17 protein-coding genes and 1 tRNA gene are annotated in these 17,612 nt (G+C 59.9%); 10 read left to right on the top strand and 8 right to left on the bottom strand.

What is annotated here, in order from left to right; genetic code table 11:
• Positions 1-5: 5 nt before the first annotated feature.
• Positions 6-779: an ABC transporter ATP-binding protein gene (locus AB4N82_RS08315; RefSeq protein ID WP_065925764.1), complete on the bottom strand. Its 774-nt coding sequence runs from the start codon at positions 777-779 to the stop codon at positions 6-8.
• A 554-nt stretch (positions 780-1,333) separates the two neighbouring features.
• Between AB4N82_RS08315 and gabP the strand changes: the two genes are divergently transcribed.
• On the top strand, positions 1,334-2,725 hold the full coding sequence (gabP, locus tag AB4N82_RS08310) for a GABA permease (protein ID WP_095186161.1): 1,392 nt from the start codon (positions 1,334-1,336) through the stop codon (positions 2,723-2,725).
• Positions 2,726-2,837: 112 nt separating this feature from the next.
• Here gabP and AB4N82_RS08305 read toward each other — a convergent pair whose 3' ends face one another.
• Complete coding sequence (locus tag AB4N82_RS08305) at positions 2,838-3,251, bottom strand: hypothetical protein (RefSeq protein WP_032890101.1); 414 nt, start codon at positions 3,249-3,251, stop codon at positions 2,838-2,840.
• Between the two features lie 204 nt (positions 3,252-3,455).
• Here AB4N82_RS08305 and AB4N82_RS08300 point away from each other — a divergent pair, with 204 nt between their 5' ends.
• Both AB4N82_RS08300 and AB4N82_RS08295 read left to right on the top strand, forming a co-directional pair.
• Positions 3,456-4,421 (top strand): arsenic resistance protein, encoded by a 966-nt coding sequence (locus tag AB4N82_RS08300; protein ID WP_122764255.1) that lies wholly within the window; start codon positions 3,456-3,458, stop codon positions 4,419-4,421.
• Between the two features lie 87 nt (positions 4,422-4,508).
• A complete protein-coding gene (locus AB4N82_RS08295) occupies positions 4,509-6,113 on the top strand; it encodes a glycosyltransferase family 39 protein (RefSeq protein ID WP_095186159.1) in 1,605 nt (534 codons plus the stop codon).
• A 65-nt stretch (positions 6,114-6,178) separates the two neighbouring features.
• Here the strand turns inward: AB4N82_RS08295 and AB4N82_RS08290 are convergent, their stop codons facing one another.
• The 5 genes from AB4N82_RS08290 to AB4N82_RS08270 form a co-directional block, all read right to left on the bottom strand.
• On the bottom strand, positions 6,179-6,499 hold the full coding sequence (locus tag AB4N82_RS08290; protein ID WP_095186158.1) for a hypothetical protein: 321 nt from the start codon (positions 6,497-6,499) through the stop codon (positions 6,179-6,181).
• 418 nt (positions 6,500-6,917) lie between these two features.
• A tRNA-Phe gene (locus tag AB4N82_RS08285) sits at positions 6,918-6,993 on the bottom strand.
• A 103-nt stretch (positions 6,994-7,096) separates the two neighbouring features.
• The gene (locus tag AB4N82_RS08280) at positions 7,097-7,369 is read right to left on the bottom strand and encodes an oxidative damage protection protein (protein ID WP_095186157.1); all 273 of its coding nucleotides are present in this window, start codon (positions 7,367-7,369) and stop codon (positions 7,097-7,099) included.
• Positions 7,366-8,433 (bottom strand): A/G-specific adenine glycosylase, encoded by a 1,068-nt coding sequence (gene mutY / locus AB4N82_RS08275; RefSeq protein WP_122764254.1) that lies wholly within the window; start codon positions 8,431-8,433, stop codon positions 7,366-7,368. Before mutY ends, AB4N82_RS08280 begins: the two co-directional genes overlap by 4 nt.
• Positions 8,430-10,649: an AsmA family protein gene (locus tag AB4N82_RS08270; protein ID WP_099601992.1), complete on the bottom strand. Its 2,220-nt coding sequence runs from the start codon at positions 10,647-10,649 to the stop codon at positions 8,430-8,432. Before AB4N82_RS08270 ends, mutY begins: the two co-directional genes overlap by 4 nt.
• A 325-nt stretch (positions 10,650-10,974) precedes the next feature.
• Here AB4N82_RS08270 and AB4N82_RS08265 point away from each other — a divergent pair, with 325 nt between their 5' ends.
• From AB4N82_RS08265 to AB4N82_RS08235, 7 genes are all read left to right on the top strand, one after another.
• Entirely contained in the window at positions 10,975-12,636 is a 1,662-nt protein-coding gene (locus AB4N82_RS08265; RefSeq protein ID WP_122764253.1) for an OFA family MFS transporter, read from the top strand.
• Positions 12,637-12,905: 269 nt separating this feature from the next.
• Entirely contained in the window at positions 12,906-13,502 is a 597-nt protein-coding gene (gene hisB / locus AB4N82_RS08260; protein ID WP_028615365.1) for an imidazoleglycerol-phosphate dehydratase HisB, read from the top strand.
• Positions 13,502-14,140, top strand: coding sequence for an imidazole glycerol phosphate synthase subunit HisH (gene hisH, locus AB4N82_RS08255; RefSeq protein ID WP_032890121.1), 639 nt, complete (start codon positions 13,502-13,504; stop codon positions 14,138-14,140). The genes hisB and hisH overlap by 1 nt, the downstream gene beginning before the upstream one ends.
• A complete protein-coding gene (locus AB4N82_RS08250; protein WP_032890124.1) occupies positions 14,141-14,398 on the top strand; it encodes a DUF2164 domain-containing protein in 258 nt (85 codons plus the stop codon).
• A gap of 39 nt (positions 14,399-14,437) precedes the next feature.
• On the top strand, positions 14,438-15,175 hold the full coding sequence (gene hisA / locus AB4N82_RS08245) for a 1-(5-phosphoribosyl)-5-[(5-phosphoribosylamino)methylideneamino]imidazole-4-carboxamide isomerase (RefSeq protein WP_003187784.1): 738 nt from the start codon (positions 14,438-14,440) through the stop codon (positions 15,173-15,175).
• 9 nt (positions 15,176-15,184) lie between these two features.
• Complete coding sequence (gene hisF, locus AB4N82_RS08240) at positions 15,185-15,955, top strand: imidazole glycerol phosphate synthase subunit HisF (protein WP_003171107.1); 771 nt, start codon at positions 15,185-15,187, stop codon at positions 15,953-15,955.
• A gap of 66 nt (positions 15,956-16,021) precedes the next feature.
• Entirely contained in the window at positions 16,022-16,777 is a 756-nt protein-coding gene (locus AB4N82_RS08235) for a substrate-binding periplasmic protein (RefSeq protein WP_032890125.1), read from the top strand.
• Between the two features lie 61 nt (positions 16,778-16,838).
• On the opposite strand, the gene AB4N82_RS08230 is transcribed toward AB4N82_RS08235, so the two are convergent.
• Complete coding sequence (locus AB4N82_RS08230; protein ID WP_122764252.1) at positions 16,839-17,612, bottom strand: divergent polysaccharide deacetylase family protein; 774 nt, start codon at positions 17,610-17,612, stop codon at positions 16,839-16,841.

Here is a 17,612-nt window from a genome sequence, read left to right as displayed (position 1 = left end):
CTCCGTTAGCGGTTGCTGGACATGAATTGTTTGCAGCGCGCCGAAAGCGGGTTTTCAAACACCTGCTGTGGCGATCCTTGCTCTTCGATCAGGCCTTGGTGGAGGAACACCACTTCACTGGACACTTGGCGGGCGAAGCCCATTTCATGGGTGACCAGCAGCATGGTGCGACCCTCTTCGGCCAGCGCGCGGATCACATTAAGTACTTCCTGAACCATTTCCGGGTCAAGGGCAGAAGTGGGTTCGTCGAACAGGATGACTTTGGGCTGCATCGCCAGGGTACGCGCGATGGCTGCCCGTTGTTGTTGGCCGCCGGACAATTGCGCGGGGTAGGCGTGGCGCTTGTCGGCGATGCCGACCTTGTCCAGCAGGGCCTCGGCCACTTCTATTGCCTCGGCCTTGCTCTGGCCGAGCACACGGCGGGGGGCCTCGATGATGTTGTCGAGGATGCTCATGTGTGGCCACAGGTTAAAGTTTTGAAATACAAAACCGATTTCGCTGCGCAACCGGTTTATCTGCTTGCCGTCGGCGGCCATCAGTTCGCCGTTTTTCGCGGCCTTCAGCTTGAGTTCTTCGCCGGCCACCAGGATCTGGCCCTGGTGTGGGTTTTCCAGCAGGTTGATGCAGCGTAGGAACGTGGACTTGCCGGAACCGGAGGAACCCAGGATCGAGATCACATCGCCGTCGCGAGCGGTCAGCGAGATACCTTTGAGTACCTCCAGCTCACCATAGCGTTTGTGCAAGTTGCGGATTTCAAGCGCGGGCGTGGCCTCGGCCATGTGCGGTCCTCATTGTGTTCATTGCATTCCTGCTGTTGGGCCGCCTTCCTGGCGAGGCGCCAAGCTAGCATAGCGTCTTGATGGCAGCCAACAGCGTGGCCAGCGGTAAATGGGGCGTGTGCGGCAGGGTGTCGCATCGGCACAGCAGCGTGTCGCGCCCTCAACAACCGAACAACCGTTTGAACCCGATAAACCGCAGGCTTTGCGTAAAAAAGGGCGCGATGGTGCCAGCTTTGGCCGGGTGTTGGAAGGGTTAAACGGGCAAACGGTACCCATCGGCCCCTTTATGGCGCGTCACGTACTTTTTGTGTGTGTTTTTGGTGCGCTTGTTCGTCTTGAATGTGAGTCGCACGGTAACGCTATAGCGGAATGCCATTGTTCTCAATGGCTTGCGACGACTGTCGAATCGTCCTACAGCCCGCGTCAATTGCGACTTCGTAACATTTTGGCGCAAATCTTGCGTAAAAAATAAAGAACGCCCTGTTGGTTTCTTTTCACGAAGAAGACACCAGGCCGGGTGGACCGTTTTCGCAATTCCTCGCAAAGGTGTGTCAATGAGTAGTACGCAAAGCTCCAATGACCTCGAACAGGGGCTCAAACCGCGTCACGTCACCATGCTGTCGATTGCCGGCGTTATTGGTGCCGGTTTGTTTGTTGGCTCCGGCCACGCGATTGCTGCCGCCGGCCCGGCCGTACTGCTGGCGTATGCCGCTGCGGGTACGCTGGTGGTATTGGTGATGCGCATGCTGGCCGAAATGGCCGTTGCCTCGCCGGACACCGGTTCGTTTTCCACCTACGCCGACCGTGCGATTGGTCACTGGGCCGGTTTCACCATTGGCTGGCTGTACTGGTGGTTCTGGGTGTTGGTGATTCCGTTGGAAGCCAACGCTGCTGCGACCATCCTCCACGCTTGGTTCCCTGATGTGGCCATCTGGGCCTTTACGCTGATCATCACGTTGCTGCTGACCGCGACCAATCTGTTCAGCGTGAAGAACTACGGTGAGTTCGAGTTTTGGTTTGCGCTGATCAAAGTCGTAGCGATCGTGGGTTTTGTGATCCTCGGCTTGGCGGCGATTTTCGGCTTCCTGCCGACCAGCCAGGTCAGCGGCGTTTCGCACCTGTTCGACACCCAAGGCTTTATGCCCAACGGCATGGGCGCAGTACTGGCGGCCATCCTGACCACCATGTTCTCGTTCATGGGTACCGAGATCGTCACCATCGCCGCGGCGGAATCGAAGAACCCAGGCCAGCAAATCACCAAGGCCACCAACTCGGTGATCTGGCGGATTGGTTTGTTCTACCTGTTGTCGATTTTCATCGTCGTGTCCCTGGTGCCGTGGAACGATCCGACACTGGCGGCGGTAGGTTCCTACCAGACCGTGCTGGAACGCATGGGCATCCCGAATGCCAAGCTGATCGTCGATCTGGTGGTGCTGGTTGCCGTGACGAGCTGCCTGAACTCGGCGCTGTACACCGCGTCGCGCATGCTGTTCTCCCTGGGCCGTCGTGGTGACGCTCCGGCAGTGGCCAAGCGCACTAATAAGAGCGGCACGCCTTACTGGGCTGTGTTGCTGTCTACCGGTGCTGCGTTCCTGGCGGTCTTTGCCAACTATGTGGCCCCGGCAGCGGTGTTCGAATTCCTGCTGGCCAGCTCCGGCGCCATCGCGTTGCTGGTGTACCTCGTCATCGCTGTGTCGCAACTGCGCATGCGTCAGAAGCGTACGGCGGCGGGCGAGAAAATCGTCTTCAAGATGTGGCTGTTCCCTGGCCTGACCTATGCGGTGATGGTGTTTATCGTGGGGACGCTGACGATCATGCTGTTCCAGGAAGCGCACCGGGTCGAGATTATCGCGACCGGCGTTCTAAGCTTGCTGGTAGTGGCGGCGGGGTTGTTTGTGTCGAGCCGTCGCAAGGCGCAGAGAGCAGGCGCTGCGGTGCTTAACTGACCGCAGTCCCCATGTGGAGGGGGCTTGCCCCCGATAGCGGTGCGTCAGTCGACATCTAATTGACTGAAAACACGCTGTCGGGGGCAAGCCCCCTCTTACATTTTGTTTTGCGTCAGTCCTGGGAAGTCACCAGCGCCTGGGATGCGGCGACGTAATCCGCCTGGAACTGCGGCGACTCGACCCACGCCAGTGCGGCGGCTTCATCGTCGCTGTCCGTGGCCCACTGCCGATATTCGATCAGCGCTGCCAGGATGAAGTCGGTGGCTTCTTCTTCACCTTCCTGTTCCAGCACCAGCGCCAGCAGCGGGTGGGCCAGGAATGCCGCGCACAACGCCTGTTGGCTGGTCTCGCCAGCGACGCGCATCTCCTCGAACAGCTCAGTCAAATCGACCGACTCTAGGTCAATGCGACTGTCATCGCCTGCAAACGCATCCGGCTTGGTCGCTACGGCGCGCTGAGTGCGGTTTTGCTTAGCCTTGGTCTTTGCCCGCTGGGCACGTTTTTGCTGCTTGTTCGGCGAAGCCATGGGCTCGACATCCTAAGGTTCTGGATCTGGGTGGGGTATTGAAGCGCAGGTTGGAGGAAATCCCAAGGGCATCCTCAGAATTGGCGGCGTTGGCGCGTCGTTCACGTTCATGGCTTCTGCGGTTGTTGTGAACGGGTAGTACGGGTCGACCCTGCGCCAGTAGGCGCATAAGCTGGTGCCTTCGCAATTTTCTCGAGCGCCTTCATGTCCCGCGACACCCTCGAACATAACCAGATCCCCATCTACTTTGTCGCCATCCTGCTGGCTGCCGTCGTCGGCCTGTTCGCGCCCCAATCCGCCCACAACCTCAACGTATTGATCACCCCCGTCATCGCAGTGCTTATGTACGCGATGTTCCTGCAAATCCCCTTTCTGGACTTGCGCGAGGGCTTGAGCAACAAGCGCTTCCTGTCGGCGTTGTTGTTGGCCAATTTCATTCTGGTGCCGCTGCTGGTGTGGGCATTGACCCGTGGCCTGGTGGAGCGCCCGGCGTTGCTGGTGGGCGCGTTGTTGGTGTTGCTGACGCCGTGCATCGATTATGTGGTGGTGTTTACCCATATCGGCAAAGGCGATTCGCGGTTGATGCTGGCGGCGACGCCGGTGCTGTTGTTACTGCAGCTGGCGCTGTTGCCGGTGTACTTGGGGTTTATGCTGGGCGCGCAGTCCGAAGTAGTGGTTGCGGTGGGACCGTTTGTTCAAGCCTTTGTAGAGTTGATCGTGGTGCCGATGGTGCTTGCGGTGCTCACGACGTCCCTGGCGCGGCGCTACGCAATTATCAATGCGTGGAATAACGCCTGGGCCTGGTTGCCGGTACCCGCCATGGCGCTGGTGCTGTTCGTGGTGATCGGCTCGCAAGTCACCTCGGTGGTGCGCGATATCGGCCTGTTGGTGCCAGTGATTCCGGTCTATCTGGGCTTTGTGCTGCTGGCGCCACTGATGGGGATGCTGGCGGCGCGGCTGTTCGCGCTGCCGGCGGTCACGGCGCGGGCGGTGACGTTCAGCGCATCCACGCGCAATTCGCTGGTGGTATTGCCCCTGGCGCTGGCCCTGCCTGAAGACGTACGGGGGTTGGCCGCCACGGCGGTGATCCTGCAGACCTTGGTCGAGTTGGTGGCTGAGTTGATCTACGTGCGCCTGATCCCGTGGGCGGTGTGGCCCGCAGGTCGGTAGCTGGGTGAATGTTCAGGTCTGTTCAGGCGATGTTCAGGGATGTGCTCGGCACCATAAGTCAGCGCTTCCCACCTGACAGGCCTACCGATGGATCAACGCAACCGTTTTCGCCTGGAATCCCTGGGCATTTTCCTGTTTGCCTTGCTGCTCTTTACCCTGGGGATCTGGGATCAGCAGCCCCAGGGATTTGACGGACGTTGGGCGCTGTTCCTGCAAGAAATGTTTCGCCATGGCGCGAGCCTTTTTCCCACGACCTACGGCCAGCCCTACGCGGACTACCCTGGCACCGCTACCTTCTTCAGTTTTGTGTTTGCCCGGTTATTCGGTGCGCCCAATCACCTGGCGAACGTACTGCCCACCGCACTGGCGTCTGCTGGGGTGATTGCGCTGCTCTATCGCCTGCTGGTCCCTGCGAGTCGGCAGTGGGCGCTGCTCTCCGTTTTGTTGACACTGCTCACCACTCAACTGCTGGAAAAGTCCCGTTCGGTTTGCCTGGATCAGATGGTGGCTTTGCTCTGCGTTGGCAGTTTCTACCTGCTGCACAGTGGCGAGCGCCTGGGCTCGCGATTGAGGCAGTTGGCGGTGTTCCCGCTGTTCATCTTCGGCTTCGCCATACGTGGGCCATTGGGGTTGATTGAGGTCTGCGGCGTGGTGTGTGTGTATTGGGCGCTTGGTAATCCGGGGCAACGGGTCAGGCAGGTGCTGATTCACGGCCTGGTTGGTCTGGCGTTGTTGGCGGTCTGTTGGTGGCTACTGATAAAGCTGGCGCGCATCAGTGGTGGTGATGGGTTCGCCGAAGAGGTGTTCAGGATGCAAGTGGGCGGGCGCCTGGATGAAAGTGGCGAGCCGTTCTATTTCTATCTTCAACTGAGTTTGTACCGTTACTTCCCTGTGGTGCCGTTGGCGCTGGCCACGCTGGTTGCGTTGCGTCATCGCTGGCGTGAACGGTTTGATGAGCCCGTGCAATTGGTTGTGCGGCTAGGCGCTTGCGGCCTGATGATTTTGATTGGGTTGTCGGTGCCGCACTTCAAGCGCGCCTATTACATCCTGCCCATGGTGCCGATGTTTGCGGCTGTCGCGGCCTATGGGCTCCTCCAGGCGCAAGGCTGGCTTGGGGGCGTGCGTCGATGCTATGAGGGGCTTGTCGCGGCGCTACCGACGTTGTGTGTGGTTGTAGTATTTGTCTGTCGGCATGGGTGGCAAAAGCACGGTTACTGGCCAGACGTTTCGCTGCCGTTGTGGGTGGGCGTGCTGGTGGTGCTGCAAGTCGCTGCGTTGATCGCCTGGCGGCGTATTGCGCGGCTGGTGTCGCTCAGCTTGATTGCATTGGTGGCGCAGTGGTTGCTGCTGGTGGTCGTGGTGGAGCCGGCCAAGGACTTACAGTTCGATACCCGGCAGTTTGTCAGCCAGGTTGAAGCGCTGCGTGCCACGCGGCCGGGCCCGCTGGTGTTTATCGACCTCGGTCGGGATACCTGGGCGGTGCGTTACATGATGAACCTGGATCACGACGAGCAACCGGTGTTCATTGGTGGTCATGAGCTTGAACAATTAGCTCATGTGCATCGGCCAGTCTGGGTGGTCGTGGCGCGCAAGGAGGTCGCACTGCTGGCGGGGACGTCGCTGGAGCATCAGCCTCCCGACTTTGAAGGGCGGTTGAACGACAATCCGTTGCTGGTGTTCTTGTTGCAGTGAGTCAGCCGGTCAGCAAAAAGCCTGCATTCAGCAGGCTTTTTGTCGGATACGGTTTCCGCCTTCGATTACGCGGCTTCCAGCTGTGGGATCTGCATGCCGATCTTCGCCGACGCGAAGTTCATATCGCCACTGGCAATGGATTGAGCCTTGAAGCCTTGGCCGATGAGATCCTTGATGTAGAGCTTGTTGTAGATGAACGCAAAGACGATGTTGCTAAGGCCCATGGTCACCATCGCAATGACGAACTGGATCACGCCATATTTCACGTCGCCGCGAAACAGTGCCGGGAAGCAACCGAAAAAGAAGGTTGTCCACGAAAAACCGACTGGAGCTTCCTTCATCGCGCCCGTATTCGGGTTTTTGAAAATGATCGATGTGTATGCCATTTGTTTCTCCATGTGCCCGTATGAGTAAGCGATACGCTGGGCTGCGCATCGCCGGATGATGTGTCCTTGTGCCGCTGCGCTTGCGTGCGCTCCCTCACCGCTTGGGCGTGACCCTGGGCTGTGTTGAGGGTGGGGGAGAGAGGCTGCAGCGTGTAGAGGGAGGCTCGTGGGGATACAGGATCCGCCGTCGTTGCCTACTCCGATACTAGGTGGCATTGGCTGACGGGTTACAGGAGGGATGCATCCGCATACTGTTAATCGCCTACCTTGGCACATTTTGAATCATATCATAGCGCTACTAGTGCGCGGCGTAACGAAGAGGCGGGTTAGGAGGTTAAATCCTGGGCAACAAAAAACCCGCACTTGGCGGGTTTCTTGTGTATTTCAGATGACGTTTGCACCACCTGAAACTAATTAGTGGTGCCCAGAGACGGAATCGAACCGCCGACACGGGGATTTTCAATCCCCTGCTCTACCGACTGAGCTATCTGGGCAACGGGGCGCATTAAACTGGTTTTTCAGGGGGTCGTCAAGCAAGTTTTCAAAAAATATTTAATTATTACCGTCGCTTACGTGCCGACCCCGGTTTTTGATCAATTATTGAGCAGGTGGTACGTAGCCGTCGGCCTTGGCGTAATCCTCGCCGGAAAAGAACTTGTCCATCTCGCCCGCAAGGTATTTACGATCTTCTGCGTTCATCATGTTCAGGCGTTTTTCGTTGATCAGCAGGGTCTGGTGTTTAAGCCAGTCGCCCCAGGCTTTGGCAGAGACGTGATCGTAGATGTCCTGGCCCTTGGCACCTGGGTACGGAGGGCGCTCCAGGGCTGGCAGTTCTTCTTTGTACTTGCGGCACATTACGGTGCGGGTCATGACGACACTCCTGCGTTCAATACTTCAGCCGCGCGCTTCAGCAGTTTCTTTACCGGGGCGGCAAGGCCCAGGCGCGGCGGGGTGGCGAGGTTATACCAGAGCCAGTCGGCCTCGGCCACGTGATGGGCGGATTCCTCGACCTGGACCAGCCAGGGTTCGATAGCCAGTTGAAAGTGGCTGAACGTGTGGATCAGCCCTGGCAGTTCCTGGTGCTTGCCCAGTTCGAGTGCGTGTTGTGTGGCCAAGTGTTCGAGGTCTTGCAGGTCGTCCAACTCGGGCAGGCTCCACAAACCGCCCCACAAACCTGTGGAAGGGCGGCGGTAAAGCAGGATCGCGCCCTCGGCGTTGGCCAGCATCGGCATCAGCGTGCGCTTTTGCGGGACGGCCTTGCGCGGCTTGGGAATCGGGTAGCGTGTTTCAAGGCCGAGCATGTGGGCTTCGCAGCCCTTTTCCAGCGGACATAGCAGGCAGCTGGGTTTGCTGCGCGTGCACAGGGTGGCGCCCATGTCCATCATCGCCTGGGTGTAGGCGTTGACGCGATCATGGGGCGTGAAGCGCTCTGCAGTGGCCCACAACTGCTTGGCCACTTTCGGCTCGCCAGGGTAACCCTCTTGTGCAGTAAAGCGCGCCAGCACGCGCTTGACGTTGCCGTCGAGGATCGGTGCGCGCAGGCCCATGCTCAGGCTGGCGATTGCGCCGGCGGTGGACAGGCCGATGCCGGGCAGGTCAGTGAGCTTTTCGACATCCTTGGGAAACTCGCCGCCGTACTCGGCCACGATGATCTTCGCAGTCTTTTGCAGGTTGCGCGCCCGGGTGTAGTAGCCAAGGCCAGTCCACAGGTGCAGCACTTCATCTTCCGGTGCGGCGGCCAGAGCTTCGACCGTTGGCAAAGACGCCATAAAACGGTCGAAGTAATTGAGCACGGTGCTCACCTGAGTCTGTTGCAGCATGATCTCCGAGACCCATACCCGGTAAGGCGTGATGCCCTGTTGCCAGGGCAGGTCATGGCGACCGTGGCGGTCGTACCAGTCCAGCACCGCCCGTGAAAACTGCTCGTTTCTCATCGCTTGAACAGGCCCTTTAATGCATCTTTCAATTGCGGGTTTACCTTGTCGAGCTTCTCTTCCAGCTTCTCGCTGAGCTTGTTACCGGCCGCCTTGATCGCGACTTGGCTCAAGCCATCTTTATCCAGGCGGCACGCCTTGGCACCCAATTCCAGCGGGCCGCGGCAGCGCAGCGGTACTTCGATGTTGCGGAAGTTGGAGCCCACTTCGCAGGCCGGATCCGGCACTTCGCGTTGGTCGCCTTCGACGATGATGCCGACGCGGTAGTCCATGCCCAACACGCGCAGGTCGATGTCACCGTTGCCGTTGACGGCCAGGCCCGGAATGCGCACTTTCAGGTCAGGGTTGTTGGCCACGCCATTACGGAAGGTCAGGTTGCCCTTCAGCTCTTGGAAAGGCGTGTCTTTGCCCCGCTGTTCGCCGCTCAGGGTCTTGCGATTGAGCATGGCGATGCCTGTACACAGCTGCTGTTCAAGGTTGGCATTGAGCAGCACACCGTTGTTGATCACAAAGCTGGCGGTGCCGTTGAGGCTGTCGATCAGCGCCTTTTGGCTATTGCCACGGCCGCTGAGGTTGCTGTCGAGGGTGACCTGGCCCTTCACGGGTGGGGTTTGCCCCTGGGCCTGCAGGATGCGTTCGACCGGCACTTGCTTGATCCGGCTTTGCAGTGCCAGCACTGGAATATCCTGGCGCACATCGAGTGTGCCGTTGGCTTGGAAGCTGCCGTTGTAGAGGCCGCCACTCAGGGTGTCGAGCTTGAGTTGGCCGTCGATGCCGGACGCTTTGAGCACGGCATTCTGGATCGGCAATTTGCTCAAGGTCAGTTGGCCGAAGGCGAGATCAGCATCGACATCCAGTTTGCGCAGGTGCGCCAGAGGCAGCAGCTTGTCGGTGCTCCAGGCGCCTTTGGTAGGCGCATCCGGTAGCGGTGTGGTGCCGCCGGCAGCCATGGCGCCGGCTTCGCTGTTCTGCACTTCGGCTTGGCGGGCGGCGGTTGCGCCCTTGGCAGATTCGGACTTCGCCGGCAGGTAGTTGTCGGCGTTGAAGCTGTCGCCCTTGAGTTGCACGCGAAGCGACTGTTTGGCGAAATCGTCCACGGCGACGCGGCCGGTGAAGGTGCTGCCGTCGAGCTTCAGGTTCAGGTCTTCCAGGGCCAGGCTGGTTGGCGTGCCCTTGAGGCGGCTGACCAGTTCGACTTTGCTCAGGCTGCCCTCGGCCATCGGTGGCAGTGGGCTGCCGACGCTGTCGAGGAACTTGGCCAAGTCGAACTGGGCGATGGACAAGGCGCCGCTGAGCTGTGGGGTCTTGTCCAGGTCATTGACCTTCAGCTCGCCCAAGGCGCGCAGTTGGTTGGCCGACAGTTTCAGGTTGGTCCATTCGGCAATGTTGGCCGCTTGGTCCACCAGCAACTGACCTTGGGTGGAGAAGGTCACGGTCTTGCCTTGCAGCGGCTCGCCAGTGGCTTCGCCGCTGATACGCATGTCTTCGAACTGGTAGCGCTTGAGGGCGCGCTGAATGCGCAGATTGCCGTTGAGCTCGGTCTTGACGCGCATTACCGGCTGGTTGCTGCCGAAGAAGGCGGTGAGCTTCACCGGAATGCTGGCGCCTTCGTGCACGGCACCGGCGCTCAACTGGATGCTCTCGGCGCTGAACTGTTTGCCGGTCTGCTCATCGTTGTATTCGATGCGGGCGTTGTTGACCGTCAGGCTGTCGATATCCAGGCGGATCGGCTGGGCCGGCTTCTCTGGCTTGGCTTCGGGTGACGGTTGCGCCGGGGGCGGCGTGGTGGGCGTATCGGTGGTGGCTACCGGTGCAGTCTTGCCGATGTCTTCCCAGTTGCCGTGGCCCTGCTTGTCGCGGTTGAGGCGCAGGTTGAGGCCTTCGACACGCACGTCGCTCATCTGCACTTCGCGGCGCAGCAGCGGTAATACGCGTACTGACAGGCCGAGCATTTGAAGGTCGGCGAAGGGCTGGGTCGGGGTGGTCAGGGTCGCTACGCTGGCTTCGTGCAGTTCAAGGCCGAGCCAGGGGAACAGGCTCCAACCGATATCGCCATTGAGCGTCAGCTCGATGTGGGCCTTGTCGCGGGCAATCTGGCGAATCTCTTCTTTGTAGTCGTTGGGATCGAAAAGATGGGTCAGGGCAAAGCCCAGAGCCACAATGATCAGCAACAGCCCGAGAAGTACCAGACCCAGGATTTTGCCGAACGCTTTCATGGGCGAGTCCTTGTATGTCGATTTTAAAATTTAGCCGCAGAGTATAACGCCCGATGACCGGCGTCAGGTCACCGATCGTTACATTGTATCCGCGGGCCAGGTAGCGGGATTCTGGCGTCAAAAAAAGAGAATTTCCTGAAAAAAGTGATATCAGTTTGGTTTTTCCGTCATCCGCAGGTGCTAATCTCTGCGTGTTCGTCCGCCTTCTGCGACGTATCGTCGCGCCAAAATGGAGCTTCACTCATCAAAAACGGCCACGCTCTGCGTGCAAGGCCGAGGGAGAGAGCGCCTGACGGACGCATACTAATAACTGGGGGAAACACCAATGAGCACTAGCACTGCGGCCGGTTCTACCGCCGCACAGCCTGCGTTCCTGTCCAAGGAGCGCATCATCGCCAAGCCCGGGTTCAACCGCTGGCTGGTTCCACCGGCCGCCCTGGCCATCCATCTTTGCATCGGCATGGCCTACGGTTTTTCGGTGTTCTGGCTGCCGCTGTCCAAGGCGCTGGGTATCACCAAGCCCGTTGCCTGCGCGCCAGACATGAGCTTTATCGCCCAAGTCTTCTCGTCCCAATGCGACTGGCCCATCTCCATGCTGGGCTGGATCTACACCCTGTTCTTCATTTTCCTGGGCTGCTCGGCAGCGATCTGGGGCGGCTGGCTGGAACATGCCGGGCCGCGTAAGGCGGGTGTTGTATCGGCGTTGTGCTGGTGCGGCGGCCTGTTGATCTCGGCATTGGGTATTTACACCCACCAGATCTGGCTGATGTGGATCGGTTCCGGCGTCATTGGCGGCATCGGCCTGGGCCTGGGCTATATCTCGCCCGTGTCGACCTTGATCAAGTGGTTCCCGGACAAGCGTGGCATGGCCACCGGTATGGCGATCATGGGTTTCGGTGGGGGCGCGATGGTCGGTGCACCCCTGGCGGCAGCGCTGATGGGTCACTTCGCTTCGCCGACCAGCGTGGGCGTCTGGCAGAGCTTCCTGGTGATGGCCGCGATCTACTTCGTGTTCATGATCGGCGGTGCGCTGTCTTATCGCGTGCCACCGACCGGCTGGAAGCCTGAGGGCTGGACCGCGCCGGCGAAAAAAGCCAGCAATGCGATGATCACCCACCGTCACGTGCATGTGAGCGTGGCGTGGAAAACCCCGCAATTCCGTCTGGTATGGCTGGTGTTGTGCCTGAACGTATCGGCCGGTATCGGCATCCTCGGCATGGCTTCGCCGCTGCTGCAGGAAGTGTTCGGTGGCAAGCTACTGGGTGTTGATGTGCCGTTCGGTCAACTGGATGCCGGGCAACTGGCGTCGATCGCCGCGATCGCCGCGGGTTTCACCGGTCTGTTGAGCTTGTTCAACATCGGCGGCCGGTTCTTCTGGGCGTCGTTCTCCGACTACCTGGGCCGTAAAAATACCTACTTCGTGTTCTTCGCCCTGGGCTTTGCCCTCTACGCGCTGATCCCGAACCTGGGGCACCTGGGCAACGTGGCGCTGTTCGTGGCCGCGTTCTGCATCATCCTGTCGATGTACGGCGGTGGTTTTGCCACCGTTCCGGCTTACCTGGCCGACCTGTTCGGCACCCAGATGGTGGGCGCGATCCACGGTCGCCTGCTGACCGCTTGGGCTGCTGCGGGCGTATTGGGCCCGGTGTTGGTGAACTACCTGCGTGAGTATCAACTGAGCATCGGCGTTGAACGCGCTGCGGCCTATGACATCACCTTGTACATCCTCGCCGGCCTGCTGGTGTTGGGCTTTATCTGCAACATGCTGGTACGTCCGGTGGCCGACAAGTACTTCATGACCGACGCCGAACTGGCTGCCGAACAGGCGCTGGGCCATGACAAGGGCGCGGATGCCACCACTTCCCTGGAGTGGAAAGCAGCCCCCGGTACGGTGCCATTGGCCGTTGCGGCCTGGCTGGTGGTGGGTATTCCGTTGGCGTGGGGTGTGTGGGTGACCCTGCAGAAGACGGCGGTACTGTTCCACTAACACCGCAAAACCATTGTGGGAGGGGGCTTGCTCCCGATAGCGTCGGATCAGTCAGCCACTAGGCGACTGAGCCACCGCCATCGGAAGCAAGCCCCCTTCCACATTGGCTGTGCAGAGTTTTCATAAGTGGATTCGCACTTGTATGCACATGTCTATCCCCGACACCCCCCGCTTCAACTCGTCAGTCTTATCCCCTTCGATGTTTCTGTTTAGCGCCCGCGCCCCTATAATGGCTGCCTTTTTCGCCCAATGATTTTGCGGAGCTGGTGATGGCCGAACGTAAGGCGTCCGTCGAGCGCGACACTCTGGAAACCCAGATCAAAGCCTCGATCAACCTGGATGGCACCGGAAAGGCCCGATTTGATATCGGTGTACCTTTTCTTGAGCACATGCTGGACCAGATCGCCCGTCACGGGCTGATCGACCTGGATATCGAAGGCAAGGGCGACCTGCACATCGACGACCACCACATGGTGGAAGACGTAGGCATCACCCTCGGCCAGGCATTTGCCAAGGCCATCGGCGACAAAAAAGGCATCCGTCGCTACGGCCACGCCTATGTCCCGCTGGACGAAGCGCTGTCGCGAGTGGTCATCGACTTCTCCGGCCGCCCAGGCTTGCAGATGCACGTGCCGTACACCCGTGCCAACGTGGGCCGCGGCTTCGACGTCGACCTGTTCCAGGAGTTTTTCCAGGGTTTCGTCAACCACGCGCTCGTCAGCCTGCATATCGACAACTTGCGCGGCACCAACACCCACCACCAAATCGAAACCGTGTTCAAGGCTTTCGGCCGCGCGCTGCGCATGGCTGTAGAGTTGGATGACCGCATGGCCGGGCAAATGCCCTCGACCAAGGGCGTTCTGTAATGCAGACGGTCGCGGTTATCGATTACGGCATGGGTAACCTGCATTCGGTGGCCAAGGCCCTCGAACACGTAGGTGCCGGCAAGGTGCTGATCACCAGCGATGCCAACGTGATTCGCGAAGCTGACCGCGTGGTGTTTCCCGGTGTTGGCGCGATTCGCGATTGCATGGCCGAGATCCGCCGTCTGGGCTTTGATAGCCTGGTGCGCGAAGTCAGCCAGGATCGCCCGTTCCTCGGCATCTGCGTGGGCATGCAAGCCTTGCTCGACCGCAGTGAAGAGAACGACGGCGTCGACTGCATCGGCCTGTTCCCTGGCCAGGTGAAGTTCTTCGGCAAGGACCTGCACGAAGATGGCGCCCACCTGAAAGTGCCGCATATGGGCTGGAACGAAGTCAGTCAGACGGTGGATCACCCGCTCTGGCACGACATCCCGGACCTGGCGCGTTTCTATTTCGTGCACAGCTACTACATCGCCGCCGGTAAGCCGGGCCAGGTGGTGGGTGGCGGGCACTACGGCGTCGACTTCGCCGCAGCGTTGGCCGAAGGTTCGCGTTTTGCCGTGCAGTTCCACCCGGAGAAGAGCCATACCCATGGCCTGCAATTGCTGCAGAACTTCGCCGCGTGGGACGGGCGCTGGTAAATGGCCAGGAAGCCGAAGCTGCCGATCTTGAACCTCACGCCTGAGCAGGAGAGTGAGGCTACCCTCAAGATCAAACGCTTCATGGAAGATCGCTTCGAGCTCAAGCTGGGCTCGTTCGAGGTCGCCGAGATTCTTGAGCTGTTCACCACCGAAGTGGCTCCGCACTATTACAACAGGGCGATTTTCGATTCGCAGACGCTCCTTAAAGAAAGGTTCGAAAGCATCGAAAGCGACCTGTGGTCGCTTGAGAAACCCTGATTTCCCAAGCATTGCTGAATATCGAATAAGGTTTGCCAGATGCTGATTATCCCCGCTATCGATCTCAAGGACGGCGCCTGCGTACGTCTGCGCCAAGGCCGCATGGAAGACTCCACCGTGTTCTCCGATGACCCGGTGAGCATGGCTGCCAAATGGGTAGAAGGGGGCTGCCGTCGTCTGCATCTGGTGGACTTGAACGGCGCCTTCGAAGGCCAGCCGGTCAATGGTGAGGTGGTTACCGCCATCGCCAAGCGCTACCCGAATCTGCCGATCCAGATCGGCGGCGGTATCCGCTCCCTGGAAACCATTGAGCACTACGTCAAAGCTGGCGTGAGCTACGTGATCATCGGCACCAAGGCTGTGAAAGACCCGGCCTTCGTTGCTGAAGCCTGTCGCGCGTTCCCAGGCAAAGTTATCGTGGGTCTGGACGCTAAAGATGGCTTCGTCGCCACCGACGGCTGGGCTGAAATCAGCACCGTGCAAGTCATCGACCTGGCCAAGCAGTTCGAAGCTGACGGCGTGTCCGCCATCGTTTATACCGACATCGCCAAAGACGGCATGATGCAGGGCTGCAACGTACCGTTCACGGCCGCGCTGGCTGCGGCGACGAAGATCCCGGTGATTGCTTCCGGCGGTATTCACAACCTGGGCGATATCAAGTCGCTGTTGGACGCCAAGGCGCCAGGGATCATCGGCGCCATCACCGGCCGCGCGATCTATGAAGGTACTCTGGACGTCGCCGAAGCCCAGGCTTACTGCGATGCCTACAACGGCTGAGGACTGACCATGGCGCTGGCCAAACGCATCATCCCTTGCCTGGACGTCGACAATGGTCGCGTGGTCAAGGGCGTCAAGTTCGAGAACATCCGTGATGCCGGCGATCCGGTGGAAATTGCCCGTCGCTACGATGAGCAAGGTGCCGATGAGATTACTTTTCTCGACATCACCGCCAGCGTTGATGGCCGCGACACCACGCTGCACACCGTCGAGCGCATGGCCAGCCAGGTGTTTATCCCGCTGACCGTGGGCGGCGGCGTGCGCACCGTGCAAGACATCCGCAACCTGCTCAATGCTGGCGCGGACAAGGTCTCGATCAACACCGCAGCGGTGTTCAACCCGGAGTTCGTCGGCGAAGCCGCGCAACATTTCGGCTCGCAATGCATCGTAGTGGCTATCGACGCCAAGAAAGTCTCCGGCCCGGGCGAAACCCCGCGCTGGGAGATCTTCACCCACGGCGGTCGCAAGCCGACTGGCCTGGACGCGGTGGAATGGGCGATGAAGATGGAAGGCCTGGGCGCTGGTGAGATCCTGCTGACCAGCATGGACCAGGACGGCATGAAAAACGGCTTCGACCTGGGCGTGACCCGTGCCATCAGCGACGCGCTGGGCATTCCGGTGATCGCTTCCGGCGGCGTCGGCAACCTGCAGCATCTGGCCGACGGCGTGATCGAAGGCCACGCCAGCGCAGTGCTGGCGGCGAGTATTTTCCACTTTGGCGAATACACCGTTCCTGAGGCCAAGGCCTATATGGCGGCGCGCGGTATCGTCGTTCGTTAAACGTTGCTGGACACCATGGCGGGCGCGCGGCACTCTCTGCGCTTGCCATGGATTCCGGTAGCCTTCATGTTCAAGACCCTCTTACTTGCCCTCGCCAGTTCGTCCCTGTTGTTAGTCGGTTCGGCCCATGCCGAGGAACCGTCCGACGCCTCCCTAGTGTTGCTGACGGAAAACTTCCCGCCGTACAACATGGCGAAAAACGGCAAGAACTTCGCCAAGGAAGAAAACATCGAAGGCATCGCCGTGGATATCGTGCGCGAAACCTTCAAGCGTGCGGGCATTTCCTACAACCTCACCCTGCGTTTTCCTTGGGAGCGAATCTACAAGCTCGCCCTGGAAAAACCCGGCTATGGCGTATTCGTAATGGCACGTTTGCCGGCTCGCGAAGCGCTGTTCAAGTGGGTCGGCCCCATTGGCCCGGATGATTGGGTGCTGCTGGCCAAGTCGGACAGCAAGATCCAACTTGCCGAACTTGAGCAAGCGCGGCGCTACAAGATCGGCGCCTATAAAGGAGATGCCATCGCCGAGACCCTGGAGAAACAGGGCCTCAACCCGATCGTAGTGCTGCGTGACCAGGACAATGCGCAAAAGCTCGTGGATGGCCAGATCGACTTGTGGGCTACCGGCGACCCGGCCGGGCGTTACCTGGCACGCCAAGTTGGGGTGACCGGGCTCAAGACCGTGCTGCGATTCAACAGCGCCCAGCTCTACCTCGCGTTGAACAAGGATGTGCCGGACGACTTGGTAGCCAAGCTTCAGGCCGCGCTGGACCAGTTGCGTAAAGACGGCGTCGTCGACGAGATCACGGCGAAGTATCTGTAAAAGACCCGAAATTCTGTAGGCGCTGGCTTGCCAGCTCTTACTGGGGATCGTTGCGGCGTTTCTAGCGGTAAACCCCGTCCTTCCCGTGTCCAGCCATGGCTTGATTGCTGCGCACGCTGATCATCAGCTTAATATCAATCCACTCGATGCCCTGGGCCTTGAGCTTGGGCAGCTCGCGCTCCAGCACTGCCAGGGTTTGTGGGTAAGGGTGGCCGATCATCACGGCCGAGCCTTGTTTGTGGGCCAGCTTGATCGCGGTTTGCAACTGTGTGGTGATCGCCGCTTCGGTGCGTTCGTCGTCCAGGAACACGTCCCGCGAAACACTCGCCAGACCGATCTTCTGTGCCTCGGCGGCTGCCACGGTCTGCGCGCTGGTACGGCTGTCGACAAAGAACTTGTTGCGCCGCTGCAGCTCGGCCATCAACCAGGCCATTGCCGCAGGTTGAGCCGTCATGCGGCTGCCCATATGGTTGTTGATGCCGGCGGTGTAGGGCACGGCGTTGAACGCGGCGTCCAGGCGTTTGGCGAGTTCTTCGATAGGCAGCTCAAGGTGCCAGGCGAACGGGCCGGTGGCCGGGTCCATAGGCATGTGCAGGATCACGATCTTGCCGGCCTTGTGGGCTTCGCGGGCGAATTCTGCAGCGTGGGGGGTGTCGGGCATGATCGCCGTGGTCACCGGCCCAGGCAGGGCCAGCACGCGGCGATCCCGAGGCAGGTTTTGCCCCAGGTCGTCGATGATCAGTGTCAGATAGGCTTTGTGAGGTTCGCCTGTGGGAGTCGCTTGGGCGACTCCCACCAGGCTGCACAGCAGAGCAAGGATCAGGGCAAATCGCAT

Source organism: Pseudomonas sp. H1_D04 (assembly GCF_054683855.1).
The sequence above is the reverse complement of the archived record's forward strand: the minus strand, read 5'-3'. Positions and strand labels throughout refer to the sequence as shown.

Bases quoted from the DNA above. Each gene is read 5' to 3' on its own strand.
- AB4N82_RS08235 (WP_032890125.1), top strand. From the start codon at position 16,022: ATGTTCAAGACCCTCTTACTTGCCCTCGCCAGTTCGTCCCTGTTGTTA.
- AB4N82_RS08295 (WP_095186159.1), top strand. From the start codon at position 4,509: ATGGATCAACGCAACCGTTTTCGCCTGGAATCCCTGGGCATTTTCCTG.
- gabP (WP_095186161.1), top strand. From the start codon at position 1,334: ATGAGTAGTACGCAAAGCTCCAATGACCTCGAACAGGGGCTCAAACCG.
- hisB (WP_028615365.1), top strand. From the start codon at position 12,906: ATGGCCGAACGTAAGGCGTCCGTCGAGCGCGACACTCTGGAAACCCAG.
- mutY (WP_122764254.1), bottom strand. From the start codon at position 8,433: ATGAGAAACGAGCAGTTTTCACGGGCGGTGCTGGACTGGTACGACCGC.
- AB4N82_RS08270 (WP_099601992.1), bottom strand. From the start codon at position 10,649: ATGAAAGCGTTCGGCAAAATCCTGGGTCTGGTACTTCTCGGGCTGTTG.
- hisF (WP_003171107.1), top strand. From the start codon at position 15,185: ATGGCGCTGGCCAAACGCATCATCCCTTGCCTGGACGTCGACAATGGT.
- AB4N82_RS08250 (WP_032890124.1), top strand. From the start codon at position 14,141: ATGGCCAGGAAGCCGAAGCTGCCGATCTTGAACCTCACGCCTGAGCAG.
- AB4N82_RS08265 (WP_122764253.1), top strand. From the start codon at position 10,975: ATGAGCACTAGCACTGCGGCCGGTTCTACCGCCGCACAGCCTGCGTTC.
- AB4N82_RS08230 (WP_122764252.1), bottom strand. From the start codon at position 17,612: ATGCGATTTGCCCTGATCCTTGCTCTGCTGTGCAGCCTGGTGGGAGTC.
- AB4N82_RS08290 (WP_095186158.1), bottom strand. From the start codon at position 6,499: ATGGCATACACATCGATCATTTTCAAAAACCCGAATACGGGCGCGATG.
- hisA (WP_003187784.1), top strand. From the start codon at position 14,438: ATGCTGATTATCCCCGCTATCGATCTCAAGGACGGCGCCTGCGTACGT.
- hisH (WP_032890121.1), top strand. From the start codon at position 13,502: ATGCAGACGGTCGCGGTTATCGATTACGGCATGGGTAACCTGCATTCG.
- AB4N82_RS08305 (WP_032890101.1), bottom strand. From the start codon at position 3,251: ATGGCTTCGCCGAACAAGCAGCAAAAACGTGCCCAGCGGGCAAAGACC.
- AB4N82_RS08300 (WP_122764255.1), top strand. From the start codon at position 3,456: ATGTCCCGCGACACCCTCGAACATAACCAGATCCCCATCTACTTTGTC.
- AB4N82_RS08280 (WP_095186157.1), bottom strand. From the start codon at position 7,369: ATGACCCGCACCGTAATGTGCCGCAAGTACAAAGAAGAACTGCCAGCC.
- AB4N82_RS08315 (WP_065925764.1), bottom strand. From the start codon at position 779: ATGGCCGAGGCCACGCCCGCGCTTGAAATCCGCAACTTGCACAAACGC.